At 44.4% G+C, this 23,207-nt stretch carries 19 protein-coding genes; 7 read left to right on the top strand and 12 right to left on the bottom strand.

Annotation, left to right across the window (positions count from 1 at the left end; translation table 11 throughout):
• Window positions 1–193 precede the first annotated feature (193 nt).
• The 3 genes from BK026_RS18700 to BK026_RS18690 all read right to left on the bottom strand — a co-directional run bounded on the left by BK026_RS18700 (window position 194) and on the right by BK026_RS18690 (window position 2,016).
• A complete protein-coding gene (locus tag BK026_RS18700; protein ID WP_071817285.1) occupies window positions 194–592 on the bottom strand; it encodes a hypothetical protein in 399 nt (132 codons plus the stop codon).
• A 100-nt stretch (window positions 593–692) separates the two neighbouring features.
• Window positions 693–1,631 (bottom strand): PA2778 family cysteine peptidase, encoded by a 939-nt coding sequence (locus tag BK026_RS18695; protein ID WP_071817284.1) that lies wholly within the window; start codon window positions 1,629–1,631, stop codon window positions 693–695.
• A 4-nt stretch (window positions 1,632–1,635) separates the two neighbouring features.
• Complete coding sequence (locus BK026_RS18690) at window positions 1,636–2,016, bottom strand: PA2779 family protein (protein ID WP_071817283.1); 381 nt, start codon at window positions 2,014–2,016, stop codon at window positions 1,636–1,638.
• A 591-nt stretch (window positions 2,017–2,607) separates the two neighbouring features.
• On the opposite strand from BK026_RS18690, the gene BK026_RS18685 reads away from it, so the two are divergent.
• Together BK026_RS18685 and BK026_RS18680 are read left to right on the top strand one after the other, a co-directional pair.
• Complete coding sequence (locus tag BK026_RS18685) at window positions 2,608–4,209, top strand: triacylglycerol lipase (protein WP_256253910.1); 1,602 nt, start codon at window positions 2,608–2,610, stop codon at window positions 4,207–4,209.
• 99 nt (window positions 4,210–4,308) lie between these two features.
• The gene (locus BK026_RS18680; protein ID WP_071817281.1) at window positions 4,309–5,901 is read left to right on the top strand and encodes an ABC-F family ATPase; all 1,593 of its coding nucleotides are present in this window, start codon (window positions 4,309–4,311) and stop codon (window positions 5,899–5,901) included.
• A 59-nt stretch (window positions 5,902–5,960) separates the two neighbouring features.
• Here the strand turns inward: BK026_RS18680 and nagA are convergent, their stop codons facing one another.
• Window positions 5,961–7,109 (bottom strand): N-acetylglucosamine-6-phosphate deacetylase, encoded by a 1,149-nt coding sequence (gene nagA / locus BK026_RS18675; RefSeq protein WP_083575128.1) that lies wholly within the window; start codon window positions 7,107–7,109, stop codon window positions 5,961–5,963.
• Complete coding sequence (locus BK026_RS18670; protein ID WP_071817781.1) at window positions 7,109–7,984, bottom strand: BadF/BadG/BcrA/BcrD ATPase family protein; 876 nt, start codon at window positions 7,982–7,984, stop codon at window positions 7,109–7,111. The genes nagA and BK026_RS18670 overlap by 1 nt, the downstream gene beginning before the upstream one ends.
• Window positions 7,985–8,193: 209 nt before the next feature.
• On the opposite strand from BK026_RS18670, the gene BK026_RS18665 reads away from it, so the two are divergent.
• Together BK026_RS18665 and BK026_RS18660 are read left to right on the top strand one after the other, a co-directional pair.
• Window positions 8,194–8,892 (top strand): sulfotransferase family 2 domain-containing protein, encoded by a 699-nt coding sequence (locus tag BK026_RS18665; protein ID WP_256253909.1) that lies wholly within the window; start codon window positions 8,194–8,196, stop codon window positions 8,890–8,892.
• A gap of 113 nt (window positions 8,893–9,005) precedes the next feature.
• Window positions 9,006–9,773, top strand: a complete 768-nt coding sequence (locus BK026_RS18660; protein WP_071817779.1) for a MipA/OmpV family protein — start codon at window positions 9,006–9,008, stop codon at window positions 9,771–9,773.
• Between the two features lie 125 nt (window positions 9,774–9,898).
• On the opposite strand, the gene BK026_RS18655 is transcribed toward BK026_RS18660, so the two are convergent.
• From BK026_RS18655 to hutC, 4 genes are all read right to left on the bottom strand, one after another.
• A complete protein-coding gene (locus BK026_RS18655) occupies window positions 9,899–10,390 on the bottom strand; it encodes a CreA family protein (protein WP_177247929.1) in 492 nt (163 codons plus the stop codon).
• 89 nt (window positions 10,391–10,479) lie between these two features.
• Complete coding sequence (gene hutH / locus BK026_RS18650) at window positions 10,480–12,063, bottom strand: histidine ammonia-lyase (protein WP_071817279.1); 1,584 nt, start codon at window positions 12,061–12,063, stop codon at window positions 10,480–10,482.
• A gap of 2 nt (window positions 12,064–12,065) precedes the next feature.
• Complete coding sequence (gene hutU, locus BK026_RS18645) at window positions 12,066–13,805, bottom strand: urocanate hydratase (RefSeq protein ID WP_071817778.1); 1,740 nt, start codon at window positions 13,803–13,805, stop codon at window positions 12,066–12,068.
• Between the two features lie 103 nt (window positions 13,806–13,908).
• Entirely contained in the window at window positions 13,909–14,631 is a 723-nt protein-coding gene (hutC, locus tag BK026_RS18640) for a histidine utilization repressor (protein WP_071817777.1), read from the bottom strand.
• Between the two features lie 167 nt (window positions 14,632–14,798).
• On the opposite strand from hutC, the gene hutI reads away from it, so the two are divergent.
• A complete protein-coding gene (hutI, locus tag BK026_RS18635; protein ID WP_071817278.1) occupies window positions 14,799–16,067 on the top strand; it encodes an imidazolonepropionase in 1,269 nt (422 codons plus the stop codon).
• Between the two features lie 2 nt (window positions 16,068–16,069).
• Complete coding sequence (gene hutG, locus BK026_RS18630; RefSeq protein ID WP_071817277.1) at window positions 16,070–17,038, top strand: formimidoylglutamase; 969 nt, start codon at window positions 16,070–16,072, stop codon at window positions 17,036–17,038.
• Between the two features lie 35 nt (window positions 17,039–17,073).
• Here the strand turns inward: hutG and sstT are convergent, their stop codons facing one another.
• The 3 genes from sstT to BK026_RS18615 all read right to left on the bottom strand — a co-directional run bounded on the left by sstT (window position 17,074) and on the right by BK026_RS18615 (window position 20,905).
• Window positions 17,074–18,294 carry a serine/threonine transporter SstT gene (gene sstT, locus BK026_RS18625; protein ID WP_071817776.1) on the bottom strand — a complete coding sequence of 407 codons (1,221 nt, stop codon included), beginning with the start codon at window positions 18,292–18,294 and terminating at the stop codon, window positions 17,074–17,076.
• A gap of 107 nt (window positions 18,295–18,401) precedes the next feature.
• On the bottom strand, window positions 18,402–19,823 hold the full coding sequence (locus BK026_RS18620) for a S41 family peptidase (protein WP_071817276.1): 1,422 nt from the start codon (window positions 19,821–19,823) through the stop codon (window positions 18,402–18,404).
• Window positions 19,824–19,960: 137 nt separating this feature from the next.
• Entirely contained in the window at window positions 19,961–20,905 is a 945-nt protein-coding gene (locus BK026_RS18615) for a class I SAM-dependent methyltransferase (protein WP_071817275.1), read from the bottom strand.
• Window positions 20,906–21,542: 637 nt separating this feature from the next.
• Here BK026_RS18615 and BK026_RS18610 point away from each other — a divergent pair.
• Entirely contained in the window at window positions 21,543–23,117 is a 1,575-nt protein-coding gene (locus BK026_RS18610) for a P-loop ATPase, Sll1717 family (RefSeq protein ID WP_143142146.1), read from the top strand.
• Window positions 23,118–23,207: the final 90 nt, after the last annotated feature.

Genomic DNA, 23,207 nt, shown 5'->3' with positions numbered 1-23,207 from the left:
GGTATCCCTCGCAAAGAAATGCAACGTATTATTGTTGGTGTCTCCGACATTGCACCGGTTGTGCCAACTTAATAACGCATTTAATGAATGCTAGACTTTACGGGGACTGTACAATATTCAAACACCCATAGTAGCCATACTGAGTTAAAAATAACCAGCTATTTTTATTTCACAATGAAACGCTTGAATTTCATTATGAAATATCTTTTTCCTCGCAGAGTTGAAAAATTACATTGAATGGGTAACCCACATTGACATCTTGGACACGCCAATTCGCAAGTCCATTTCTGGGCTCGCCAGTCTCTTCAAGCTGAGGGTAAGTCAACAGCGAGCTTTGAATACTATTTGTGCCTAAGGATATAAGGAATACTCCCTCACCTTGCTGCTGAAGCAGTTGACCTATAGCCCCTTCTTCATGGGTTGGACTTACCAATACAAACCAAGTATCGCCAAGTTCAAATCGCGCCGTATTCGCGCCGCGAAGAGGCAAAGGCTCGAATATTGGAGAAGAAGAAAAGATAGTGCGCAGTGCTTTTGTTGCTCTGTCGAGATCGCGTACGAGAAAATTTATATGGTGGATGTGCGATGGCATAAAGCGCCAAGCCTCTTATATATTGAACGAAAAATAAACCATGCAATATTCGGGCATTTTGGCTCAATATTAGCCGTGGCTAGCGGTTAGCTTTGAAAACTTACTGTTTAAGTTTGTCGTTCAGCGCATTGAGTAATTTATCATCAGGGTATTGTTTAAGCCCACTTTGCAAAATTGACCGCGCTTTTGCTCGCTCGCCATTTTGACTTAATGCCAGTGCGTAATTATGAACAAATGCTTGCTGAACACTTCCAACATGAAACCCTTTTTCGAACCACTGGATAGCAACGTCACGGTTTTGCTCCATGTAGTAATTCGCCAACAAAAAGTAGCTCAACCAGTAATCTGGCCACTGATGCGTAGCTGTTTCTAAAAAAGCCAAAGCAGTCTTTTCATCGTTAACTTTTAGAATGTCGTATGCAGCGCTGACATAGCCATACGGCTTCATATGCGACGAGGCTTTCCCTGGTGGCACTGGCGCCATATACCAATAATTTGCGCGTGCCCAAGTACGCTCAAACAACTCGAGCGACATTTCATGGTTTGCCGTTAAACCAGTATGTAATTTTACTGTACCCTTATCGCTATCAAATCCAATGACAACGGCATAATGCCATTGCGGTAAAAGTTGAATGGAGAGGTTTTGAAATACGATAACTGGAATATCGTCTTTAACCAGAGACATCAACGAAGACAGTGTTCCTCGTTCGTTATAGGGCAAAAAGCCAAACTGGCGAGTAGCCGTGATCATCTCCAACTGAAGACTGCCTTCTTTGTTAGGAATGAATAACTTTGGCGCAATATCGTTTGGCGAGGTGGTTCTACCGTAATATCCAAACACCTCAGATAATGTGGTTGGTCCGCAATAATACTGCTCTTGCGGAATAAACGGCACAGATTGAATAGTGTGAGATTCAGGCAAAGAGGCGAGTCCCTCTTGCCTCAGCTTGTCCGCTTGTGGTGTTGACTGACAGCCAGAAAGCAAAAATAAAAGCGAAAGGCCTGCTAATGCACAGACCTTTTTAACTGTTGTGAGCATGTTGTTAGCTGTTTACTGGACGAATAAATGGGTAAACGTCAGTTACACCAATTAGGTCCAAAATTGCGATAATAGCCAGTACGGTAAGCACTGCGCCTACAACCCCACCCGCTGGCGCTTGATTAATTTCATCATTTAATTGCGCAATTTCGCTGTCGGTCATGCCGTTAATTCTGGCAATAGCTTGGTTGCTATCTACACCTAAGCTTACCAGCTTACTCTGCACGTCGGCACGGTTAACCATGTCAATTAACTGCTGCTTGTTGTAGTGAGCCGCTTGCGTTTGCATTACGGAATCTGAGCTAATAGCTTCTGCATGCACGCTGCCAGACATTAAAACCGTTGCCGAAAAGCAACCAATCGCCATTTTTTTCAAAAATTTCATGATGTTTCCCTCTTTAAAATGTCCAGTTTTATTGCTCGTCTACGTTATCTAACTCACGCAAAACACGAATAAAATAAAACTTCGCACTGATTTAGCAGACGCATTTGCGAGCTGCGGGTTATTTTCAGTAGATAGATTCAGCAAGAATAAGACCAACTAAAATGGCCTTATTTATAATAGACAAGATTTCATTTTTTCTATTTAACGTAATGATTTAAATAACCTTTATGCGCAAAGTGATGAATAAAGCTTTAGTCGTTAATACTGCATTGATGCGTCACCGCGCGCTGACTGTTATGTAATATTTTCTTTATGCTGGAATTATTTGCTTGCCGCTAATGTAAAAAGAGCAACAAACAGTAAGGGGCACTCTGTGGAATGAGCAGTTGATTCGAAACGCCTATTTCACGCCTCATACCATACGGCGTTAAGTTTCAGGTGCAATTTCTAATAAAAACACGCTATAAAATACATTATCAAGGTTATTACTTTCTTTAGCGTTTGGGTGAAATGCGCATCAAGCAGAGTTTCATATATTGGGTATTGGTAGCGACTATCTGCTGTATTAGCGGATGCAGTTCAGATAAGTTTATGCGTAAAAAAGTATCCCCTTTGTCTTTGGCCAGTGCTTATGGCTATGGCTATTTGCCCGACTTAAGCCACTTCGACAACATACAACTGGTTGCTCGGTGCACATCGTACGAGCAGAGCACTACGCTAGATATCGCACTTGCGCTCGATTGCTACATCACCTTGTTAGAAAGAGACAGTCTTTCTGAAGCGCATCGTGCCGCAGGGATCGACGGGTACAACCTGGCAGTAAACAAGCTATTCCGCCTAAGACACACAACGGACAATTTAATTAAGGTTAACTACTCGGGCCCAAGCGAGCTCGATTTAGTTTCAGAAATAGAAGCCTTAGACGCTCGCCTCTCTCCTAAGGTATTTGGTGAACTTGGCGGTGCTGCAGTGGCTCGAATTAGCAACCAAGCACAGAATGGCCGTAGCCTTGACCTCAACTATCCACTAGAAGGTATTTACTCGCCTTACTCCCTTCAAGTTGAGTCGGTTGCATTGAAAGGGCTTAGAATTCACATATCCTTACAAGCCCGACACGTCGATGTGCCCACCGAAATACTGGTTGGAAACAACACATACATGCAAAGGTACTCCCCTGCTGCCGCTTACCTTTCCCTTTTACAAAATGCCGACATCCATAATTTCAGCTGGCTGGGATTTACTAATGCACAAGACGCTGAAAAGAGAATGGGAGTCTTTAGTATTGGAGAGCTTTCTTCAGCCAAAACCCCGCTTATTATGATTCATGGCCTCAATTCAGACCCGTTAATTTGGCGCTATCTCACAATGGCTATTTTCAATGACGAAGAATTATCCCAACATTATCAGATATTGCACGTGTACTACCCGTCAGGCCCTCCCCCTTTCTATAACGCCATGCGAGTTCGCAAATTACTGAACAAGCTAAACCAGCGGATAGCGTCACCGAAAGGTGCTTCTTCATCTGCGGTATTGATAGGGCATAGTATGGGCGGCGTAATCGCAAAGCTGATTTCAACGCATTCAAATAATACGTTGTGGGATACTACTTTCACAGAGCCACCAAAAGCGCTAATCGCTGAAGGTGACGAAATGTTGCGAGATATATTTATATTTAATCCCGTGTACAAAGAGAATACGGTGTTTTTTCTCGACACTCCGCATCGAGGCTCAGAAATAGCCAATAGCCTTATAGGATCGTTAGGCTCTTCACTCATCACACTCCCTTTTAGTTTTAAAGCGCTATTTAAAAACTTTATCGACAAAGTAGGCGTGAGCAGATTAACCGCGGCTATGCTTCCTTTCTTACAAAACTACGGGCCTGATAGCGTCCAAGTGTTACGCCCTAATCACCCGCTGATGACAGCGTTAGCCGACATTCCTGTAGAAGGCGAGAGCTATTCTATTATTGGCTCTACCAGTACCTTGTATTGCCACTCAGAAACAGAATGCGCAGCTATTTCTGACTCTGTCGTCAGCTATAACAGCGCATATTTACCTGACGCAAAAGACACAACAATTGTTAACTCGTCGCATAACTCATTCAAAAGCCCTCAGGCAATCGAGTTTATACTTGATAAACTTAGCCAAAAGCACATCAGCGCGAATACTGTTCAAAATTCCCTCGACATGTAGCCCTCAATTCCTTATAGTGCGCGCGCTTTTATATATTAGTGAAGTGACAACTGCTTTCACTACTATCTCTTCTTATTGTTTTACCCCTGGATACCTGTTTTGATTACCACCGCAAACATCACAATGCAGTTTGGCTCTAAGCCATTATTTGAAAATATTTCTGCCAAGTTCGGCAACGGCAACCGATACGGCCTGATTGGCGCAAACGGCTGCGGCAAGTCTACCTTTATGAAAATTCTTAGCGGCAAACTCACCCCGTCGTCCGGCAACGTTTCTATGGCGCCAGGCACAAAGCTAGGTATCTTGAGTCAGGATCAGTTTGCGTTTGAAGAGTTTAGCGTAGTCGATACCGTTATCATGGGTGACCGTGAACTATGGGAAGTTAAAAAAGAGCGCGACGCCATTTACAGCAAGGCTGAAATGAGCGAAGAAGATGGCATGCGCGTGGCAGACTTGGAAACCCAATTCGCCGAAATGGATGGTTACACAGCAGAAGCGCGCGCTGGTGAAATTCTAACGTCTGCCGGCATTGAAGAAGACTATCACTTTGGTCTTATGAAAGAAGTTGCACCAGGTAAAAAAGTGCGTGTGCTTTTAGCACAAGCCTTATTTGCCGAGCCCGACATTCTGCTTTTAGACGAACCAACTAACAACTTGGATATCTACACCATCAGCTGGCTTGCTGAAGAGCTTAACAAGCGTAAGTCGACCATGCTGATTATTTCGCACGACAGACACTTCCTTAACTCCGTGTGTACCCACATGGCTGATATCGACTATGGGGAACTGCGCGTTTATCCAGGTAACTATGACGATTACATTCAAGCCGCCATGCTCGTGCAAGAGCAGCTTCATGCAGAAAATGCTAAGAAGTCAGCAGAAATTGAAGAGCTACAAAACTTCGTAGCGCGATTCTCTGCTAACGCCTCGAAAGCGAAACAAGCCACTTCGCGCGCACGCCGACTAGAGAAAATTGAATTGGCTGAAGTAAAAGCCTCTAGCCGTCGTAAACCTTATATTGTGTTTAAGCAGCATAAGAAACTTCACCGCCTTGCCATCACGCTAGAAGATTTAGGTCATAGCTACCCAGATCTTCCGTTATTCGACAACGCGAATTTACTTTTAGAGGCAGGTCAACGCTTAGCGATCATTGGTGAAAATGGTGCCGGTAAAACCACGCTTTTGAAGTGTTTGGTGAATGACATTGAACCCACCGCAGGTAGCTATAAGTGGGCTGAAAATGCTGCGATTGGCTACATTCCACAGGATAACGCAAAATACTTTGCCGAAGATATCACCATATTTGAATGGATGAGCCAGTGGCGCAGCCCTAAACACGACGACTTACAAATTAAAGGTATGCTGGGACGTTTACTGTTTACGTCTGACGACTTCAACAAGCGCGTGCAGGTATGCTCAGGGGGTGAGAAAAACCGTTTGTTGTTCGGAAAGCTAATGCTTCAAGACATCAACGTATTGGTAATGGATGAGCCCACTAACCACATGGACATGGAGTCGATTGAAGCCTTGAACAATGCACTGTACAAGTTTGACGGCACGGTTATTTTCGTTAGTCATGATCGTGAGTTTGTTTCGTCACTGGCTACGCAAATTATCGAAATAAAAGATAAAAAGCTAAACCACTTTGACGGAAACTACGAAGAGTTTTTGGCACATAAGGGCAGTGCGTAAACAGGCGTTTAGACGATGACCAAGGCATCGCGCGCCTTTGTCATCGTCTGTTATGTATGTCATTTGTGAACCGTCGCAACACCTTCTAACCACACGGTTTTGAGGTTATCACGCCCGTCGAGCAACACAAAATTAGCGTACTTGCCCTCTTCGATACTCCCAAAATCATCGGACAATGCCATGAAACGTGCCGGCGTGATACTTGCCATTTTGCTTGCACTGGCAAGGGTAATGTTGCAGTCTCGATAAGCATTAAGTAACGCACTATGCATGTCAAGACAAGACCCCGCCAACGTCTTTCCGTCGGCAGTGGTAAGCTTATCGCCATGTCTAATAATTTCAGTATCAAAAAAAGAAAGTCGTTGAATATTACTTCCTACATGCGCCATGGCGTCGGTAACTAGCATTGCACGCTCATCACCTTTTATTTTAAGTGCTAGCTCAGCGCTTCTAGGATGTAGGTGTTGATGATCTATAATAAGGCCACAATAACTATCGCGATGTAACAACGCCGCGCCAACGGCACCGGGCTCGCGTGACGTAAGCGCAGACATGGCATTATATAAATGGGTGAACCCGGTAGCGCCAGCATCAATGGCTTGTTGAATGGTTTCGTAACTAGCATTAGTATGGCCAATAGCTACGGTCACTCCCTCAGAAACCATCTCACGAATAAAACCAGTACTCACCGTTTCTGGTGCTATTGTTAACAAAACCTTACCAATATCTTGTCTACATAACGTCGCTAGCTCTTCGTCGCTAGGTGTTCTTATAAAGCTTGCGTCGTGCACGCCCTTTTTTTTCACACTTAGGAAAGGCCCCTCAAAATGTACCCCTTTGACTAGGGCTTTAACATGCCTTGAGCCTGAACTCAGCGCCTCTGCAATTGCATCTGCCGCTTGTGACATAACGCTAGCATTGTCTGTAATAATGGTAGGTAACAGCGAGGTAGTACCATATTGCAGATGTGCCAGCGCTATTTTCTCTATATTGGCTACCGAAGGCTGATGGTTAAACAGCACGCCTCCACCACCGTTGACCTGCGTATCAAAATAGCCCGGTAAAAGTGTTCCGTTAAGTCTGTTAGCTAGCGCCGCATCGGTGGCGTTCTCAATACGGACAATTCGGCCTTTTTCTATCGTCAAGGTTTGATCAAATGACCAACCGTTTGCCAGCAGCACTTTCTCTACAGTAATGACCATATCCATTACGCTTCACCTTTATTTTTGGCGTAAAGAACAGCACCATACTCTGCTTCATACTGCGGGCACACCCGTTGAGATGACAAAGATGATGCCATTAAAGGTTGATAAAGTTCAGCAAGCCCACCAACTAGACTCCATTTCATTGAAGGTTCGTTCTCCAATAAGGTATGCGCCAGCCTAGAGAGGTAATCGGCACCTTGTTGCACCAACTCGGTAGCGAACTCGCACCCATCTTGATATGCCAACGCGACAGTCGGCGCTAGCTGTCCAAAAAAAGACGGGGTTTTATCAACCGCTATAGCAATTAGCTGAGCCCCTGAAGACACGTTAAAGTAGGCACAAACTCGCTGACTCAAGTCACTTGAAGGGGTAATATCATCAAGCGCAAGAAGCGCGTGTCGAACAGCCGCTAGCCCAAGCCATGCACCACTTGCGTTATCACCTAACATGGCGCCATATCCACCTTTGTCTGTAAACTTTCCCTGAAAAAACGTTGTAGCTGATGAGCCTGTTCCGCAAATGATGAGTGCACCAGATTTACCATTGTGAGCGCCAACACATGCCGCATGAAGATCGCTTATCACCGTCGTTTTTTTGAATGGTGTAGGCATTGCGAGAAAAGCTTGTTTAGCGTGCGGTATATTTGCTCCAGCAAAGCCTGCGGCCATACTTATCTCGCGTAGGGAAAGTGACAGGTTTGAACTTGAGATAGCATGTTGCGTTGCTTCTACAGCAGAATCAAGAGCTTGTTTGGCATCACTCATAATATTTGCTGGCCCACCGCTCCCTCTTCCCAGACATTGGCCGTCGGCGCTGTATAACGCAGCCCGACATCGCGTGCCGCCGCCATCGATCCCCACAATATATTTTTCTGTCACAAGCTTTCGTCTTCTCTGTGCGTCTTTATTCTTCGTGATATACATTACCACATGCTTTGAATTACTTGCGACTAAAGGCAGTTAAATACTATGTTTTGACACATGTGGGGTATCCTTTTTTCAACACTACAGTAACCCGACTTTCGCTATACCGCCTGTACCTTTTTTTGCATAAATTTATCTGTAACAAACAGCATTCATACTAAAACATGAATCGCGTTGAATGCGCAGGACTTACAGGACGTTTAATAGCCGTGCTCTTATCTCACAGCAAGCAGTTTTTATTTGTTCACATTGCAAAAACGGGCGGAACGAGTGTTAGAACGGCACTGTCCAAATATCGTTGGGGCCACCGTTACGCGCTACCTCAGTTTATTTGCAATAAGCTTAGCCAAATAACATCGCATAAACTTGGCAGTCGCTTTCCCCGACATGCAAGGATAATTGCGGCAAAAGAAATGTTGCCAGCAGACTATTTCGAAAACCTTTACAAGTTTGCAATTGTCCGTAATCCATGGGATCTGCAGGTAAGCTCATACCACCACATAAAACGCGAACGGCCTCACATAATGCAGGGCTATGACGATTTTGAAAGCTTTATGAAGTGGAAATTTGATCAAAACCGTAACTATCAATACCACATAGACACTTCGCTTCAGCTGCAGTCTGACTATCTGATTGATTTAAACGGGCGCCTGTTGACAGACTATGTTGGCCGCTATGAACACTTAGACCGCGACTTCAAAAAAATATGTCATCGGTTACAGATACCTTCAATCGATCTCCCCCACAAACGCGTAGCAAAAGACAGGGAAAACTATCGCAGTTACTACACCAGTGAACTCATCGACCTTGTATCTCGTCATTTTGCTAAAGATATTGCGCTTTTAAAGTATCAATTTGAATAGCACCACCAGCTAACGGAAGACACGCGTAACTCTTTAACAACACACAATAAAAAAGAGAAAAATTGATCGAACACAGAGCCCGTATGGTATTGGTTAAAAAAGGAATAGTTTTTATGATCATGAAACGTTCGTTAGTAACATTAAGCTTAAGCGCATCGCTGCTCTTTCCAACCTTTGTTTCGGCTCAACAACCTCCCCAAAATCAGCAGCCACAAGGATGGATGTGGGGGTTCGGCATAGCCGCATCTCAAGATGTGTACACCGACTTTGATAACCGTATAGTGCCTATTCCAATTATCGGCTACACCGGTGAAAAACTGCGGGTATACGGGCCATTCGTAAGCTATGAACTTTATCGCGACAGTGGCTTTACCCTTAACGCGCAGCTTGTACCAGTATTTGCGGGTTATGAAGAAGATGACAGTACTGTATTCACTGGGATGGAAGACAGAGATTTCAGCTACGCGGCTGGATTCGGTTTTAACTATAACACGGGTAGCTGGGTTTACTCGTTGTCTACTAATGCCGATATTCTTGGTAAATTCGACGGTTATCAAGCGTCAGCCAGCATTGGTAAAAGGTTTAGAATAGATAACTTTATGATTGAGCCGTCTGTAGGTGTAAATTACCAAGACAGCAACTATGTTGATTATTACTACGGTGTTCGCCCAGAAGAAGCCACCGCATTTCGAAACGCCTATAACGGCGATAGTGCGCTGAATACAGAAGTTCGCGTTGCTGTTTCTACTCGCCAGTTTCTCGGCGGTATGACACGCTTGGAGGTTGGCGCCACATTTTTTGACGATAGTATAAGCGATAGCCCGCTGACAGACGAAGACACCGCGCTAAGTGCTATGCTGGTTTACACGCGCTTTTTCTAACTATTTAATTGATAGCTGTCCGCACAGATAACTTCCCACTTGGAAGGCGTGAACAGCATAGCTATTTAACACGGTAAAAATGCCCTTATACTCGAGGGCATTTTTATTTTCTATTGTATTAGTGTCTATGCGGGCTTCTTAAACGCGAGCGTTTGCCACAGTGGCACAGTAGATAAACTATGCTTGTAGCTACCAGATGTTTCTTTCGTACTATAAGACAGGTAAATCAACGTTTTCGAATCAGCATCATAAATGCGTCGAAGCTTCATGTTTTTGAAAAATACACTTTTTGATTTTTTGAAGATCACCTCACCCGAATCTGACTTATCGATAGCGTCTAGCATCTCGGCAGTGATGGGGCCGGTTTGCCTGCATGCAATAGAACTGTCAGATGGATCAGACAAATCTAGGTTCGCTTCGATACTTGAAATATGACAAGTCACGCCTGTCACAACTGGGTCTTGAAGCGCATCTATTTTAATATCTTTCGTGGTAAACAGCCCAAGCGACACATCGCCTACCTCACTGTCACTGCACCCAGCTATAGTAAAAATTGAAGCGCTGAGTAAACCCAATACAGCACGTTTTACAGAAATTCGAGCTCTTTGCGACTTCATCCAACATCCATTTCCTTTCATACCGTTAACGCCCTATGTTATTTATGATGTGCTTTGTATTTACTCAAAACACAAAGCCTATGATCATTTTAGCCTAACAGGTTTAGCTGTGTTTTATCCATAAGCGCATACTGCTTAATAAGTTGCTTTGCTTTTTCGATGTCTGGTGCAAAGTAGCGATCTTTATCGTAAAAAGGTACCTGCTCTCTTAAAAGCTGCATAAGCGTCTGCAATTTTTCGCTAGTAATAAGGGGCCGTCTAAAATCTAGTCCTTGGCAGGCTGCCAACCACTCTATGGCCAAAATACCCGCTACATTATCGAAAATGTCTCTCAAGCGTCTTGCAGCGAAGGTGGCCATAGATACATGGTCTTCTTGATTCGCCGACGTAGGAAGGGAATCGATTGATGCGGGGTGAGCTAGGGTTTTATTTTCACTAGCAAGCGCCGCACAGGTCACTTGCGCGATCATGAAGCCCGAGTTTACCCCACCATTTTCCACCAGAAATGGCGGTAGCCCACTTAGGTGCGTATCGATCATTAGCGACATTCTGCGTTCCGACAGCGCGCCTATTTCAGATAGCGCGATAGCCAGCATATCTGACGCCATCGCTACCGTTTCTGCATGAAAGTTTCCGCCAGATAGAATATCGCCAGTTGGTGTATCAGCGTCATCATTATTTTCAACAAAAACCAACGGGTTGTCGCTTACCCCATTAGCTTCAACCACCAAAATCTCTTGGGCATAGCGCATTTGCTGTAAACACGCTCCCATCACCTGTGGCTGGCAACGCAGAGAATATGGATCTTGTACTTTTTCACACCGTTGATGTGATTGACCAATCTCTGATGTGTCAAGCAATGTTCTAAACGCAGCCGCTACATCGCACTGACTTTTGTGTCCGCGCGCTTCATGAATGCGCGCATCGAACGGCACGCGAGAACCTAACGCGGCTTCAACCGTTAGCGCACCAATACCAATAGCACTATGCAGTGCATTTTCCGTATAAAACAGCCCCTGTAGTGCAAAAGCTGTAGATGCTTGTGTACCGTTTAACAGCGCCAAACCTTCTTTAGGTGCCAGCGCAATAGGCTGCATACCCGCTATTTCAAGGGCTTTGGTCGCACTAATTCTCTCTCCCTTATAAAACGCTTCACCTTCTCCTAACAGCACAACACTCATGTGGGCTAAAGGCGCTAGGTCTCCGCTAGCACCTACCGAACCTTTTTCAGGAATGGCGGGGTACACCTGAGCATTAAACAAGGTAATGAGCGCCTCTATTACGCTTAGACGAATACCAGAATAGCCGCGTGCCAACGAATTAATTTTTAACAACATAAGCAAGCGCACGGTATCTTCTTGCATAAAATCGCCCGTGCCGGCTGCGTGAGAGAGCACAATGCTGCGCTGTAATAACTCTAACTCATCAACATTAATACGGGTGTTTGCCAACAAACCAAAGCCGGTATTAATGCCATAGACAGTACGGTTTTCTTTTATGACGTTCAGTACTACTTGCTCGGCGGCGTTTATAGCGGGTACTGCACTTTCATCTAACGATAAATGAACGTGGCGTCGATGCACTTCGCGCAACTGATCTAACGTCAATGTGCCTGGCACAAGATTTAGCTGCTTAACACCATCGATTTCAGTAAAAAAAGACGAATGCGACATGACTAATTCTCCCCGCCAGAGCTTTTGTTCGAGCTTGAATGAGTGCCTGTTCCATCGGGGATTTGGTTATTAGCCGCGCTCTTAACCATCGGAAGATCCAAATTGTGCTTGGCAGCACAGTCTTTTGCAATGTCGTATCCCGCATCGGCATGACGCATTACACCTGTGGCAGGATCGTTATGAAGCACCCTGGCAATACGCTCAGCCGCTTCGTCCGTACCGTCACAAACAATCACCACGCCCGAGTGTTGACTAAACCCCATTCCTACACCGCCACCATGATGAAGGCTTACCCAGGTAGCGCCACCCGCTGTGTTTAATAGGGCGTTTAGTAACGGCCAATCTGATACAGCATCTGAGCCGTCAAGCATGGCCTCGGTTTCTCTATTGGGTGACGCTACCGAGCCAGAATCGAGATGATCCCGGCCAATTACCACCGGTGCACTTAGCTCGCCACTGCGCACCATTTCATTAAAGGCCAACCCCAACTTTTGTCTTTCACCCAGCCCCACCCAGCAAATACGCGCGGGCAAGCCTTGGAATTGAATGCGTTCTTTGGCCATATCTAGCCAGTTATGCAGATGTGGGTTGTCGGGAATGAGTTCTTTAACCTTTGCGTCAGTTTTGTAGATATCTTCTGGATCACCCGATAAAGCCGCCCATCTAAAGGGGCCAATACCCTGACAGAAAAGCGGTCGAATATAAGCGGGTACAAACCCCGGAAAATCAAAGGCATGCTCAATGCCTTCTTCTAACGCCATTTGTCTGATGTTATTACCATAATCAAGTGTTGCAGCACCGGCTTGCTGAAAACCCAACATGGCTTTTACCTGAAGTGCCATCGACTGTTTTGCTTTTTTAACAACACCCGCCTCATCTTTTTGACGCTGCGCCTCGGCTTGATCTAGCGTCCAACCCACCGGCAGATAGCCATTCAGAGGATCGTGTGCGCTGGTTTGATCGGTCACTACATCGGGGGTTATCCCTTTTTCTAGCATATCGGGAAATACCTCAGCAGCGTTGCCGAGCAAACCAATAGATACGGGGTTATTGCTTTGTTTGGCTTGCTCTAACAGCCGCATAGCTTCTTCTAACGAATGCGCTTTTCTGTCTAGATAGCCCGTGCGAATTCTGAAATCTATACGACTCTCGTCCACCTCTACGGCCACCATTGAAAAACCTGCCATGGTTGCAGCAAGAGGCTGTGCGCCGCCCATACCGCCTAATCCGCCGGTTAAAATCCAGCGCCCTTCAGCGCTGCCGTCAAAGTGAGCTTTAGCCACGCTAACAAAGGTTTCATAGGTGCCCTGAACAATACCTTGTGAGCCTATGTATATCCACGACCCAGCCGTCATCTGCCCGTACATCATCAAACCTTCTTTATCCAGCGCGTTGAAGTGCTCCCAGTTTGCCCAATGCGGCACAAGGTTAGAGTTGGCAATTAACACACGAGGTGCGTTTTCGTGGGTGGGAAATACGCCGACTGGTTTGCCAGACTGTATAAGCAAAGTTTCGTCGGTATTTAAGCGCTTGAGCACTTCTACAATTTTGTCGTACGACGCCCAGTCGCGCGCCGCGCGCCCTATTCCGCCGTACACCACCAAATTTTGCGGATGCTCAGCAACCTCTGGATCTAGGTTATTCATTAACATGCGAAGCGGCGCTTCCGTTTGCCAGCTCTTTGCATTTAGCGTTTTGCCTCTTGGGGCACGAATTTCTCTTGTAGGGTCGAGGCGTTTCATAAACTTCTCCTGGGCATTTTGTTTCGCCAACATATATTTTTTATAGAAAGCCACGTTGTTAATTGCTGTACCTTTAAGGTTTTTGCCTGGGGCACGCATAACCTTAAAACTCTAAATGCCCACCTAAGCGGTAACGGCTACCTGGGTGATAAAGCACTGCGTAACTCACTACAGCGCCTGCGCCGGTAGCAACCCCCTGCCCACGCGAAAACGTTCGTCGAGTAACTTTTAGGCAAGGCTCTTTAGGCTTTATTAGTAACGCCTGGGCAATATCTTTTTCGGCAATGACTGCTTCTACGCTGTGATCCGCTTGGGAAAGCGGCGCAACTTGGTTCAGATAAAAATTTGCAGTTTGTGCTTTAAAGTCTTTATCTAAGTAGTCATCAATCCACGCAGGGTTAACCCATCGGTCTTCATATTGAACAGGCAAGTTGTTTTCGCAATGCACAATAATGCTGTGAAAAACAGGCTCTCCTGCATCAACAGCTAATCGCTGAGAAATAGCATCACTGGCTGGCGACGTTTCCAACACCAATATTTCGTTGGTGTATCTATGCCCCCGCAACTCAATTTCATCGCGAATACTTTTAATCTCTAGCATTGAACTCATTGGGCGACTATCAGACACAAACGTGCCTATGCCCTGACTACGCATTAAAATACCTTCGTCCACCATTTCGCTTAGTGCTCTTCGCGCAGTCATCCGGCTTACACCGTGCTGTTGTGCTAGTTGGTTTTCCGAAGGCACTTGACTGCCGGGCTTCATTGCACCGGTCTCAATGGCGTCCAAAATTGCTGTTTTAATTACCCTATAACGAGGTTGCATATCGTGGCTATCCACAACTAAATTGTTAATAATATGCTAACAGCATACTTGTATATACAAGTATGCACAAGTACACTATTTTTAAAATATTGCGCAAGGTCTCAGTAAAGGCCTAGGCACAACTAGACAAAAAATTAGATAAATGATGGCGTAGAGTGGAGCACGTTATGAGTTATCAGTACGACACGGTTATTTACAACGTTCGCATTGCGTCTATGCAAGATAGTGAAGTGCCTTACGGCGAGTTACTATCACATGCTATTGCCCTAAAAGACGGAAAAATTGCTGCATTAATACCTTCCGATGACTCGCTAGGCGAAATAGTTAAACAAGCCAAAAGCGTAATAGATGCCACTACCCTAATTCCGCAAAACGAAGGTGGGACGCTCAAACACCCATGGCTATTGCCTGGCTTCATCGATTGTCACACGCATCTAGTGTATGGCGGTAATCGCGCCGAAGAATTTGAAATGCGATTACAAGGCGCAAGTTATGTAGACATTGCGCAGCGCGGTGGTGGCATTAAAGGGACGGTTGAAAAAACACGATGTGCTGACGAACGCACCCTCCTTAACACGGCGATAAAACGCGCAAAACGACTGTGTGAGGAAGGCGTAACTACCATCGAGGTGAAATCAGGGTATGGGCTGGATTTAGACACTGAAGTGCGCATGTTACGTGTTGCTAAATCCCTTGAGCAGCATCTTCCTGTGAGTATTAAAACTACTTATTTAGGCGCTCATGCGCTTCCTAATGAATTTGCTGAGGACGCAGACGGGTATATCGACTTTGTTTGTGAGAAGGCACTTCCTTATATAGCGTCGCAAAACTTGGCTGACGCGGTTGATGTATTTTGTGAAACGATTGGTTTTTCAACCTCACAAACAGAGCGGGTTTTTAGCTGCGCACAAGAACACGGTTTACCACTTAAAGCGCATGTAGAGCAGCTTAGCGACAGCAAAGGTGCGGTTTTAGCAGCTAAATACGGCGCCCTATCGGTTGATCATATCGAATACCTAGCCGACAGCGATATTCCCCACCTTGCCCAAAGTGGCACCGTTGCCGTGCTTTTACCAGGCGCATTTTATTACCTAAGCGAAGTACAAAAGCCGCCGATAGACGCGCTAAGGGCGCACAATGTGCCCATGGCCTTAGCCACTGACTTTAATCCAGGTAGTTCGCCGTTAGCCTCAATCCTTACCGCGATGAACATGGGCTGTGTGTTGTTTCAGCTAACCCCAGAAGAAGCACTACGCGGCGCTACTGCACACGCGGCGAGCGCACTCGGGCTGCACGACCGAGGTGTTATTGAAGCAGGCAAGCTTGCTGATTTAACGCTGTGGGATATCGAAACGCCGGCAGAGCTCGCCTATTGTATTAATGGACACCGTCCCGCAGCGGTGTTTAAGGAAGGCAAACAGGTTCAAGGAAGGTAAACATGTTTAAGTGGCAAGGCAGAATAGACAGTGAAGACGGCATTGAGGGCCTGCGTTGGCATCAAAAAGTCAGCGAAACCGAGGGTGGCAAAAATAGTCCATTAGCCAACGCCGTTACCCTTGTTGGTTTTGAGTGTGACTTGGGTGTGGCAATAAACAAAGGCCGCGTAGGTGCAGCTGCTGGCCCCAACGCTATTCGCCAGGCGCTTGCAAACTTGCCTTGGCACTGGCCAAGCGCAGCATTAGTTGATTTAGGGAATGTTACCGCTAAAGAGAACTTAGCCCAAGCACAAACCCAATATGCCGATGCCATCACTTATGCGCTCAAACAGAATGATGGATTGGTCATTGGGCTCGGAGGGGGACATGAAATTGCATGGGGTAGCTATCAAGGCGTTTTCAGTGCTAAGTCGAAAACGTCCCGCGTTGGTATCATTAATTTCGACGCCCATTTTGATTTAAGAAAGCCTTCACCAAACACCAGTTCAGGTACGCCGTTCAGGCAAGTGTATGATCACTGCCAGTTACACGATACACCGTTTCACTACGCTTGTTTGGGCGTATCGAAAGCAGCCAATACACCAGCGCTGTTTACCTTTGCCAATACGTCCAACACGCGCTATTTAACCGATGTGGCGTTAAATGATGACTCACTGTGTATGCAGCGAATAGATGAGCTGCTATCTCCGATGCTAAAAGATATCGATGAGCTTTACGTCACTGTATGTTTAGATGCATTTCCAGCAGCACAAGCACCTGGCGTTAGCGCGCCCAGTACATTGGGAATTTCCCCCACACTTGTTATCAACACGCTGCACTTTTTAGCACAGCACCAAAGCACTTATGGGTACCAATGGAGACTGTGTGACGTTGCTGAAATGAACCCCAATTATGATATTGATAGCCGCACAGCAAAGCTGGCTGCACGGCTAATTTTTGAAGCGGTAGATGCAGTAAGCTCGCACACTTAAACTGTTTAACGCTTTAACGTTTGACGCTTTTATGTTTACTGGCCGCCTGCCCTTTCACACGCAGCGGCGGTAAACAAGACATCAGTGGAGCTATTTAATGCTGTTTCGGCAGAGTCTTGCAGTACGCCAACAATAAAGCCCACCGCAACCACCTGCATAGCCACTTCATTGGGTATATTGAACAGGCTACAGGCAAGCGGAATAAGCAATAACGAACCGCCTGCAACACCTGAACTTCCACATGCTGAAACCGCAGCGATAACGCTTAACAATACAGCAGTAGGGAAATCTACAGAAATTCCCAAGGTATTAACCGCAGCTAGCGTCAACACGGTAATTGTGATCGCAGCCCCAGCCATATTAATGGTGGCGCCTAACGGAATAGATACCGAATAGGTGTCTTCATCAAGCTTTAAGCGTTTACACAGCGCCATGTTTACCGGAATATTCGCTGCCGAACTTCGGGTAAAAAATGCCGTAATACCGCTTTCTTTCAGGCACTTGAACACCAAAGGATAGGGGTTCTTTTTGGTTGCCAAAAATACTAATAAAGGGTTGGTCACAAGTGCGATAAATAGCATTGCGCCAATGAGTACCGTTAATAAATGGGAATAGCCAAGCAATGCTTCAAAGCCCGTTGTGGCAATGGTATTGGCTACCAAGCCGAAAATACCGAATGGCGCGAGTTTAATAACAAAACCCACCACGGTTGTTACGCTATCTGCCATATTTTGAAGTAGCGCTTTTGTAGCCTCGCTAGCATGGCGGAGTCCTAAACCTAGACCTACAGCCCACGTGAGAATACCAATGTAATTTCCGTTTACTAATGCATTTACGGGATTATCTACCATGTTATAAAGCAAAGTAGTAAGGACTTCCGATACACCTTTCGGCGCAGCTTGGCTAACTTCTGATGTCACTAAGCTTAAGCTTGTAGGAAAAGCAAAGCTTGCCAACACGGCGGTGAGCGCAGCGAGAAGTGTGCCCAACAAATAAAGCACAAGCACGGGTTTGATGAAGGTTTGCTCGTTTTGCTTATGGTTGGCAATGGATGCCATGACCAAAACAAAAACCAATAAAGGAGCAATTGCTTTTAGGGCTTTTACAAATAAGTTACCCAATAGCCCTGCTGATTGAGCAGCTGAAGATGAAAAACTCGCTATCGCAATACCACATACAATACCGATGATAATTTGCAGTACCAAACTGCCATTCATGTAACGCTGAAACAGGCTGGGGCGTGACGTTGAATCCATAAATGTTGGTCCATTATTATTTTGACGACGCACCATGATACCAGTTCAATGAACCTGTTTGGTCTTAGTTACTCGCAAATCACCGTATGCTTGCCGTTTATAGGGGTTTACATGCCCTCAAGTATCTTTTTCGTATAAGACGTCCACTGATAAAGGGGAAGTTCTTCATCGATATAATAGTCTGGCTGAATACCTACCCCATCAATGGCCATATGCGGAATGCGTAAGCTTTTAGTCAGGCTGTAATACAAAGTAAAAGTACCGCTTGGCGAATCAGTTTGATACATGTTAGAAATATCAAGTACACCTGCGGTGGTTTGCCCAAACAACTTTACTTTTTTGCTTTGTTTAGCCGCTAGCAAGAACTGCTCAGCGGTGCTGCCATTGCTTGAATCAACGAGTACGCCAATACTTTTGGGCAGAGGTTCAATTTTATTGAATGTCTCCACCGTTATATCGTCATCAATGTTGATGTAGCTGCCGATGTGTTGCTGAAGAATGTCGTACCCGTCTTTGGCCCACTGCTTTTCTTCTTCACTAAAATGCGGGTTTTGCAAAAAGCCAAGCATTCTAGCGTTGTTAAGCTCGGTCGATAAGTATTCCATACCTACAGTGCGAATAGGGTTGGTGTATAAAATAGGGAGTAAAGACGCATAGCTTACGTCACTACCACCACCGTTTCCTCGGATGTCGATAATGAGGTTTTCAGTGTTTAAAATCGTGTCTAGGTTTTTAGCGATAACCGCCTCGATGTCTTTTTTGAAGGCATGATCGAAAGCCGGTATGCGAACTAATACTGTGTTCTCTGAAATTTTTTCGAATAGCGGAGCTTTTGTGCTAAGTAGGCGCACATAGCGTTTTATTTCAGGCGATGATTCTTGTCGCGGTTCCTCTCGCGACATAACGATAAAGCTATTGCCCAACACCACTTCATTGTTACCCAACAGTGTCATGGTATCGATTTGTCGGGCGGAGTGATCGCCCATAAAAAATGTCACTCTTGCAGTATTGTTGTCAGCAGGGTCGTTAACGATGAACTTTACTTGCCCCGCCTTCCATGAAGGGTTGGTACTTTCAACGATATAAGCCTTATGAACATTACCTTCTTGTTTTAACGCAACCCTGTAGCTTGAGAATTGCCAAATCCCTTCCAGTGTCTCGTCACCTTGGCTTTTCAAATACTGTTTGAATGCCGACAAGTCGAAATCATGCACTACCGATCCGCGTACCGCTTCCACTGAACCATTCGTATTTAGCGCAAGACCAACATGACCCTTGCGAAAAAACGCAAGCCAGTCGCGAAGCACCGTGTGACACAGCGCTTCGCTTTTCGCACTGTGTATTCGAGTTAGAGTGTCATTATTGTGAGCCGAATAAAGGTCGAGCCCTTTTTTCTCAACGCTATATTGAAAACCAGCATCGTTGTTTTCAAACGTACTTTTTAGCCATTCAAACTCACTTTCACACTGAAAGGTGCTACTGAAAGTACTGAAAGAGGCAAGAAGAGGGAGGATGGCGAATCGCTTCACTTTATATGATGTCCATATCTATTTTTGATAAAGATAAAGTATCATAAAACCATAATCTTGCGTGCATCTACCGTGCAATTACTTGTAAGCAGATATGTTCAGTTTTTCAATAGCACCTTGCGACGTAGGCACGTTTTCTAGCATTTTTTTAACACAGTAATACAGTCCAGTGCCTCAATTTCCCAATCAACGAATATCTGCTCTTCCACCACAAAACCACTTTTGTGAGCGATATGAGCCATGTCTTTGGCATTAAACTCACTTCGCCAATGAGGGTTCTTACGCCAGTTTGTGTCTGCTTCGAAGTTGCTGTGCTCCCTCGCGTTCGAGTGATGAAGAACAGCCTGCCCTCCCTTTCTCAAGATTCGGCTAAATTCTGTCATTAAGTAGTCTATAGTTCTGTAATCAAAGTGCACCATTGCGTCCCAGCTGCATATAAAAGTACCACTGGTACTCTCAACAGGGATTGACTGTGGCTGGCTTACCTTGCAAATCACATTTTTACTGTCTGAAAATCTTTCAGTACAGTGGGCTATGGCTTCAGGGTTAGTATCTACACATATCAATTGTTCACACAACCCTTTAAGAATTTCAGCAATTCTCCCCTTGCCGCAGGCGAAGTCCACAACCTTCGAAAAATCAAATTGATATTTATCAATCAAAGGCTTCAGATACGAGTTAAAATGCGCTTCGTTATGCCCTTCAGCGTTATTATAATATTGATTCCAATCGTAAGAATGAGGCGCTAACTGGCTATCTTGCATTACATAACTGCTGTCTATTGTAGTTAGTCTTTCTGCACTGATCCCTTGAGAAATCAATCTAGCTTTAATCTCGTTTCCAAATTTGAGTGACGCTATGACGATGGGATAGTTTGGTAATAGAAAAAGAGCCTTTTCAGGTAAAAACACGGTACTACCTTGTTCATCGGTAGACGCTATTTTCTTGTCTGATACGTAAATGCATTCGTACAGCCCTACAACGTTGAGTTGCCGCAGAAATGATTGGCCTACCTCGCCCAAACCGTAAATTATAACGCGCTCGCTTTTTGGAACCTTTCCAAACGGAAAAAGATAAAACATATCCTTCCTTGCTTTCTTAATGTTAATTCTGAGAATTTTCTAAAAATAGCATATTACACGACTTCATTATCGAAGTATGACTTTCATCTTTTTGGTAGTCGAAAAGTTCGAAACTCGCCTCAGTTGAGGCGCGTTGAACTTAGCTATACAGTTTCAACTATAAGTTAAAACCTATCCTTGCAGGCAGACATAAACCAAGAAAGGCTGTACATACAGCCCGATACAGCATTAGCTGAAGAGAGCGACGATATACAAGAAAACTTGCGGCTTAATATTTTGTGTGCTGAGAGTTCGATACTCACTTCCACTATGCGAGATTTCTGAGTTGTACCAGAAGCTGTCGTTGATGAGCAGGTATCAAAACGGCACATTTGTACGTAAAGCGGAAGTTGGTCCATTCAGAATTTAATGTCACCTATGAGCGAAAAGCGGAAGTCAGTAGTTCGTTCTTTCATTGCCATAGATGACACTTACAATTTCTAATACTATCACTTATAGTGGTTATGCAGCCTTTGTTTTAGTCATACAAAGTTAAAAAATTCTAATTTAGAAGTGACCTAAAAAATGGGAGTTGATATTTTAGCTTATAGTCAGGTTTAAGAGCCGCTAATAAGAGTAATTATCATGGATGAGAAAAATGAAGAATAGACCGAATATTTATTGGGGGCCAATTGATGCCAAAGATGAAAGCGATGGCCCATTTCTCGAAAAGTTTGTTCAGTGTTCGTCGTACAAAGAAATAATTGATTCTTATAAACCTCTTATAAGTGGTGAAAAAGGATCTGGTAAATCCGCTTTTAAGCGCCACTTGGTTGCTACGCATAAAAAAAATAATGATGTTGTGACTGAAATAAGCTTCGATGACATCGAATACGTATCAGTTATAGAAAACTTAAACTATCTAATTGAATATACTCAAGCAAAATCGTTGTCTGTTCTTTCTCATTACTGGCAATTTGTAATATTTATATATGCAATGAAAACAGCAATGAGCGTAGAGAAAACCCACCTCACTAAAGAAAAAAACCTTATTCAAGAGTATTTAACTGATTCAGGGTTCGCTGAGATGGGAATAGTATCAATCATGTCTTTATTAACTTTCAATGCAATAAAGAAAATTGAACAGGTTACCAACCCGGCTGACAAGAGGGATTTAGAAAGACTTGGTCTTCCAACTGCTTTAAGCGCGCAGGTTCACGACAGCTTGAAAAGTTATCCTTTATTTGATCCTAAGTTTGTACAAGCCAAAAATGCTTTTTTTAGGTATCTAAATGATGGAGGCCGAAAGGTTATTATCACTATCGATGATTTCGATGAAATAAAGGCAAAATCTACTGATGACCGCTTAAGTATTCAATCAATATTTGATTCGCTAATTAGTGCTATATATGTAATTAGTTTGACACATGAGCTTAGAGACGCGTTTAGAGTCTACTGCTTTATCCCACATGATCGGTTAATTGAAGCCGACTTAAGAGATTATGATAAAATCGAATATAAGCACGAAGCAATAATTTGGGATTATGCAGGAATTAAGAAGTTGCTTGGTAAAAGAATAGCTTTTTCTACTGGCGGAAAGAAATTTGATGAAGTTTGGCAATCTCTATTTCCTGCGGTGATTCCAAATGATTGCTACAACATTCAGGAAAGCTCTTTCGAATACTTATTGCGCCACACACAATATAGGCCAAGGCAAATATTAAGAACTCTGGAAGCACTAGAAACGGAAGCTAGAAAAAATGACTTCGATGCAAATAAATTTAGACAGGTTATTCATCGCTTAGCAAAGAAAAATGTAGATGCCTTTATCAAAGAGTATTCAATTGACCACCCCAATTTGAAAAGATTTTTTCACAGATTTAAGAACTTTTCTAATGTTTGTGAATACACGTCGTTTAGACAGAAAGTAGAGAAAATTATTTCTGACTTAGGTTCTTATGTTTCTTTAGATGACAAAATAGATCAACTATACAATATGGGATTTTTTGGGGTTTTAAAAGAGTTGAAGGGGCACGATATTAAAGATACTGCGGCAACTGCGTACCTTCCTCCAACGAGATATAGAGGGCAAAGGTACTTGTGTAAATTCTACTATCATCATCCCGATGAAAGCATTTCAGGAGCCTTGCAGGGAGAAGATGTTATTGTTATTCACCCTATGTTCTTTGACTATTGCGAACAAGACCACCACTCAACGGCTATTGTGGGGTAAATTTCGCGGAGAAAGGTCAGAGGCGTTCAAAACGACCGCTTTTGGCACAACTCGGAAGTTTGATGCCTAGCCCCTAAATATCAGGTGTCT

This window comes from Alteromonas sp. V450 (genome assembly GCF_001885075.1).
GTDB lineage: Bacteria > Pseudomonadota > Gammaproteobacteria > Enterobacterales > Alteromonadaceae > Alteromonas.
Note: the sequence above shows the minus strand (reverse complement) of the source record. Positions and strands in the feature narration are given on the sequence as shown.

Coding starts and splice junctions, on each gene's coding strand:
- BK026_RS18700 (WP_071817285.1), bottom strand. CDS start 592: ATGCCATCGCACATCCACCATATAAATTTTCTCGTACGCGATCTCGAC.
- BK026_RS18695 (WP_071817284.1), bottom strand. CDS start 1,631: ATGCTCACAACAGTTAAAAAGGTCTGTGCATTAGCAGGCCTTTCGCTT.
- BK026_RS18690 (WP_071817283.1), bottom strand. CDS start 2,016: ATGAAATTTTTGAAAAAAATGGCGATTGGTTGCTTTTCGGCAACGGTT.
- BK026_RS18685 (WP_256253910.1), top strand. CDS start 2,608: ATGCGTAAAAAAGTATCCCCTTTGTCTTTGGCCAGTGCTTATGGCTAT.
- nagA (WP_083575128.1), bottom strand. CDS start 7,109: ATGGATATGGTCATTACTGTAGAGAAAGTGCTGCTGGCAAACGGTTGG.
- BK026_RS18665 (WP_256253909.1), top strand. CDS start 8,194: ATGAATCGCGTTGAATGCGCAGGACTTACAGGACGTTTAATAGCCGTG.
- BK026_RS18660 (WP_071817779.1), top strand. CDS start 9,006: ATGATCATGAAACGTTCGTTAGTAACATTAAGCTTAAGCGCATCGCTG.
- BK026_RS18655 (WP_177247929.1), bottom strand. CDS start 10,390: ATGAAGTCGCAAAGAGCTCGAATTTCTGTAAAACGTGCTGTATTGGGT.
- hutH (WP_071817279.1), bottom strand. CDS start 12,063: ATGTCGCATTCGTCTTTTTTTACTGAAATCGATGGTGTTAAGCAGCTA.
- hutU (WP_071817778.1), bottom strand. CDS start 13,805: ATGAAACGCCTCGACCCTACAAGAGAAATTCGTGCCCCAAGAGGCAAA.
- hutC (WP_071817777.1), bottom strand. CDS start 14,631: ATGCAACCTCGTTATAGGGTAATTAAAACAGCAATTTTGGACGCCATT.
- hutI (WP_071817278.1), top strand. CDS start 14,799: ATGAGTTATCAGTACGACACGGTTATTTACAACGTTCGCATTGCGTCT.
- hutG (WP_071817277.1), top strand. CDS start 16,070: ATGTTTAAGTGGCAAGGCAGAATAGACAGTGAAGACGGCATTGAGGGC.
- sstT (WP_071817776.1), bottom strand. CDS start 18,294: ATGGATTCAACGTCACGCCCCAGCCTGTTTCAGCGTTACATGAATGGC.
- BK026_RS18615 (WP_071817275.1), bottom strand. CDS start 20,905: ATGTTTTATCTTTTTCCGTTTGGAAAGGTTCCAAAAAGCGAGCGCGTT.
- BK026_RS18610 (WP_143142146.1), top strand. CDS start 21,543: ATGAAGAATAGACCGAATATTTATTGGGGGCCAATTGATGCCAAAGAT.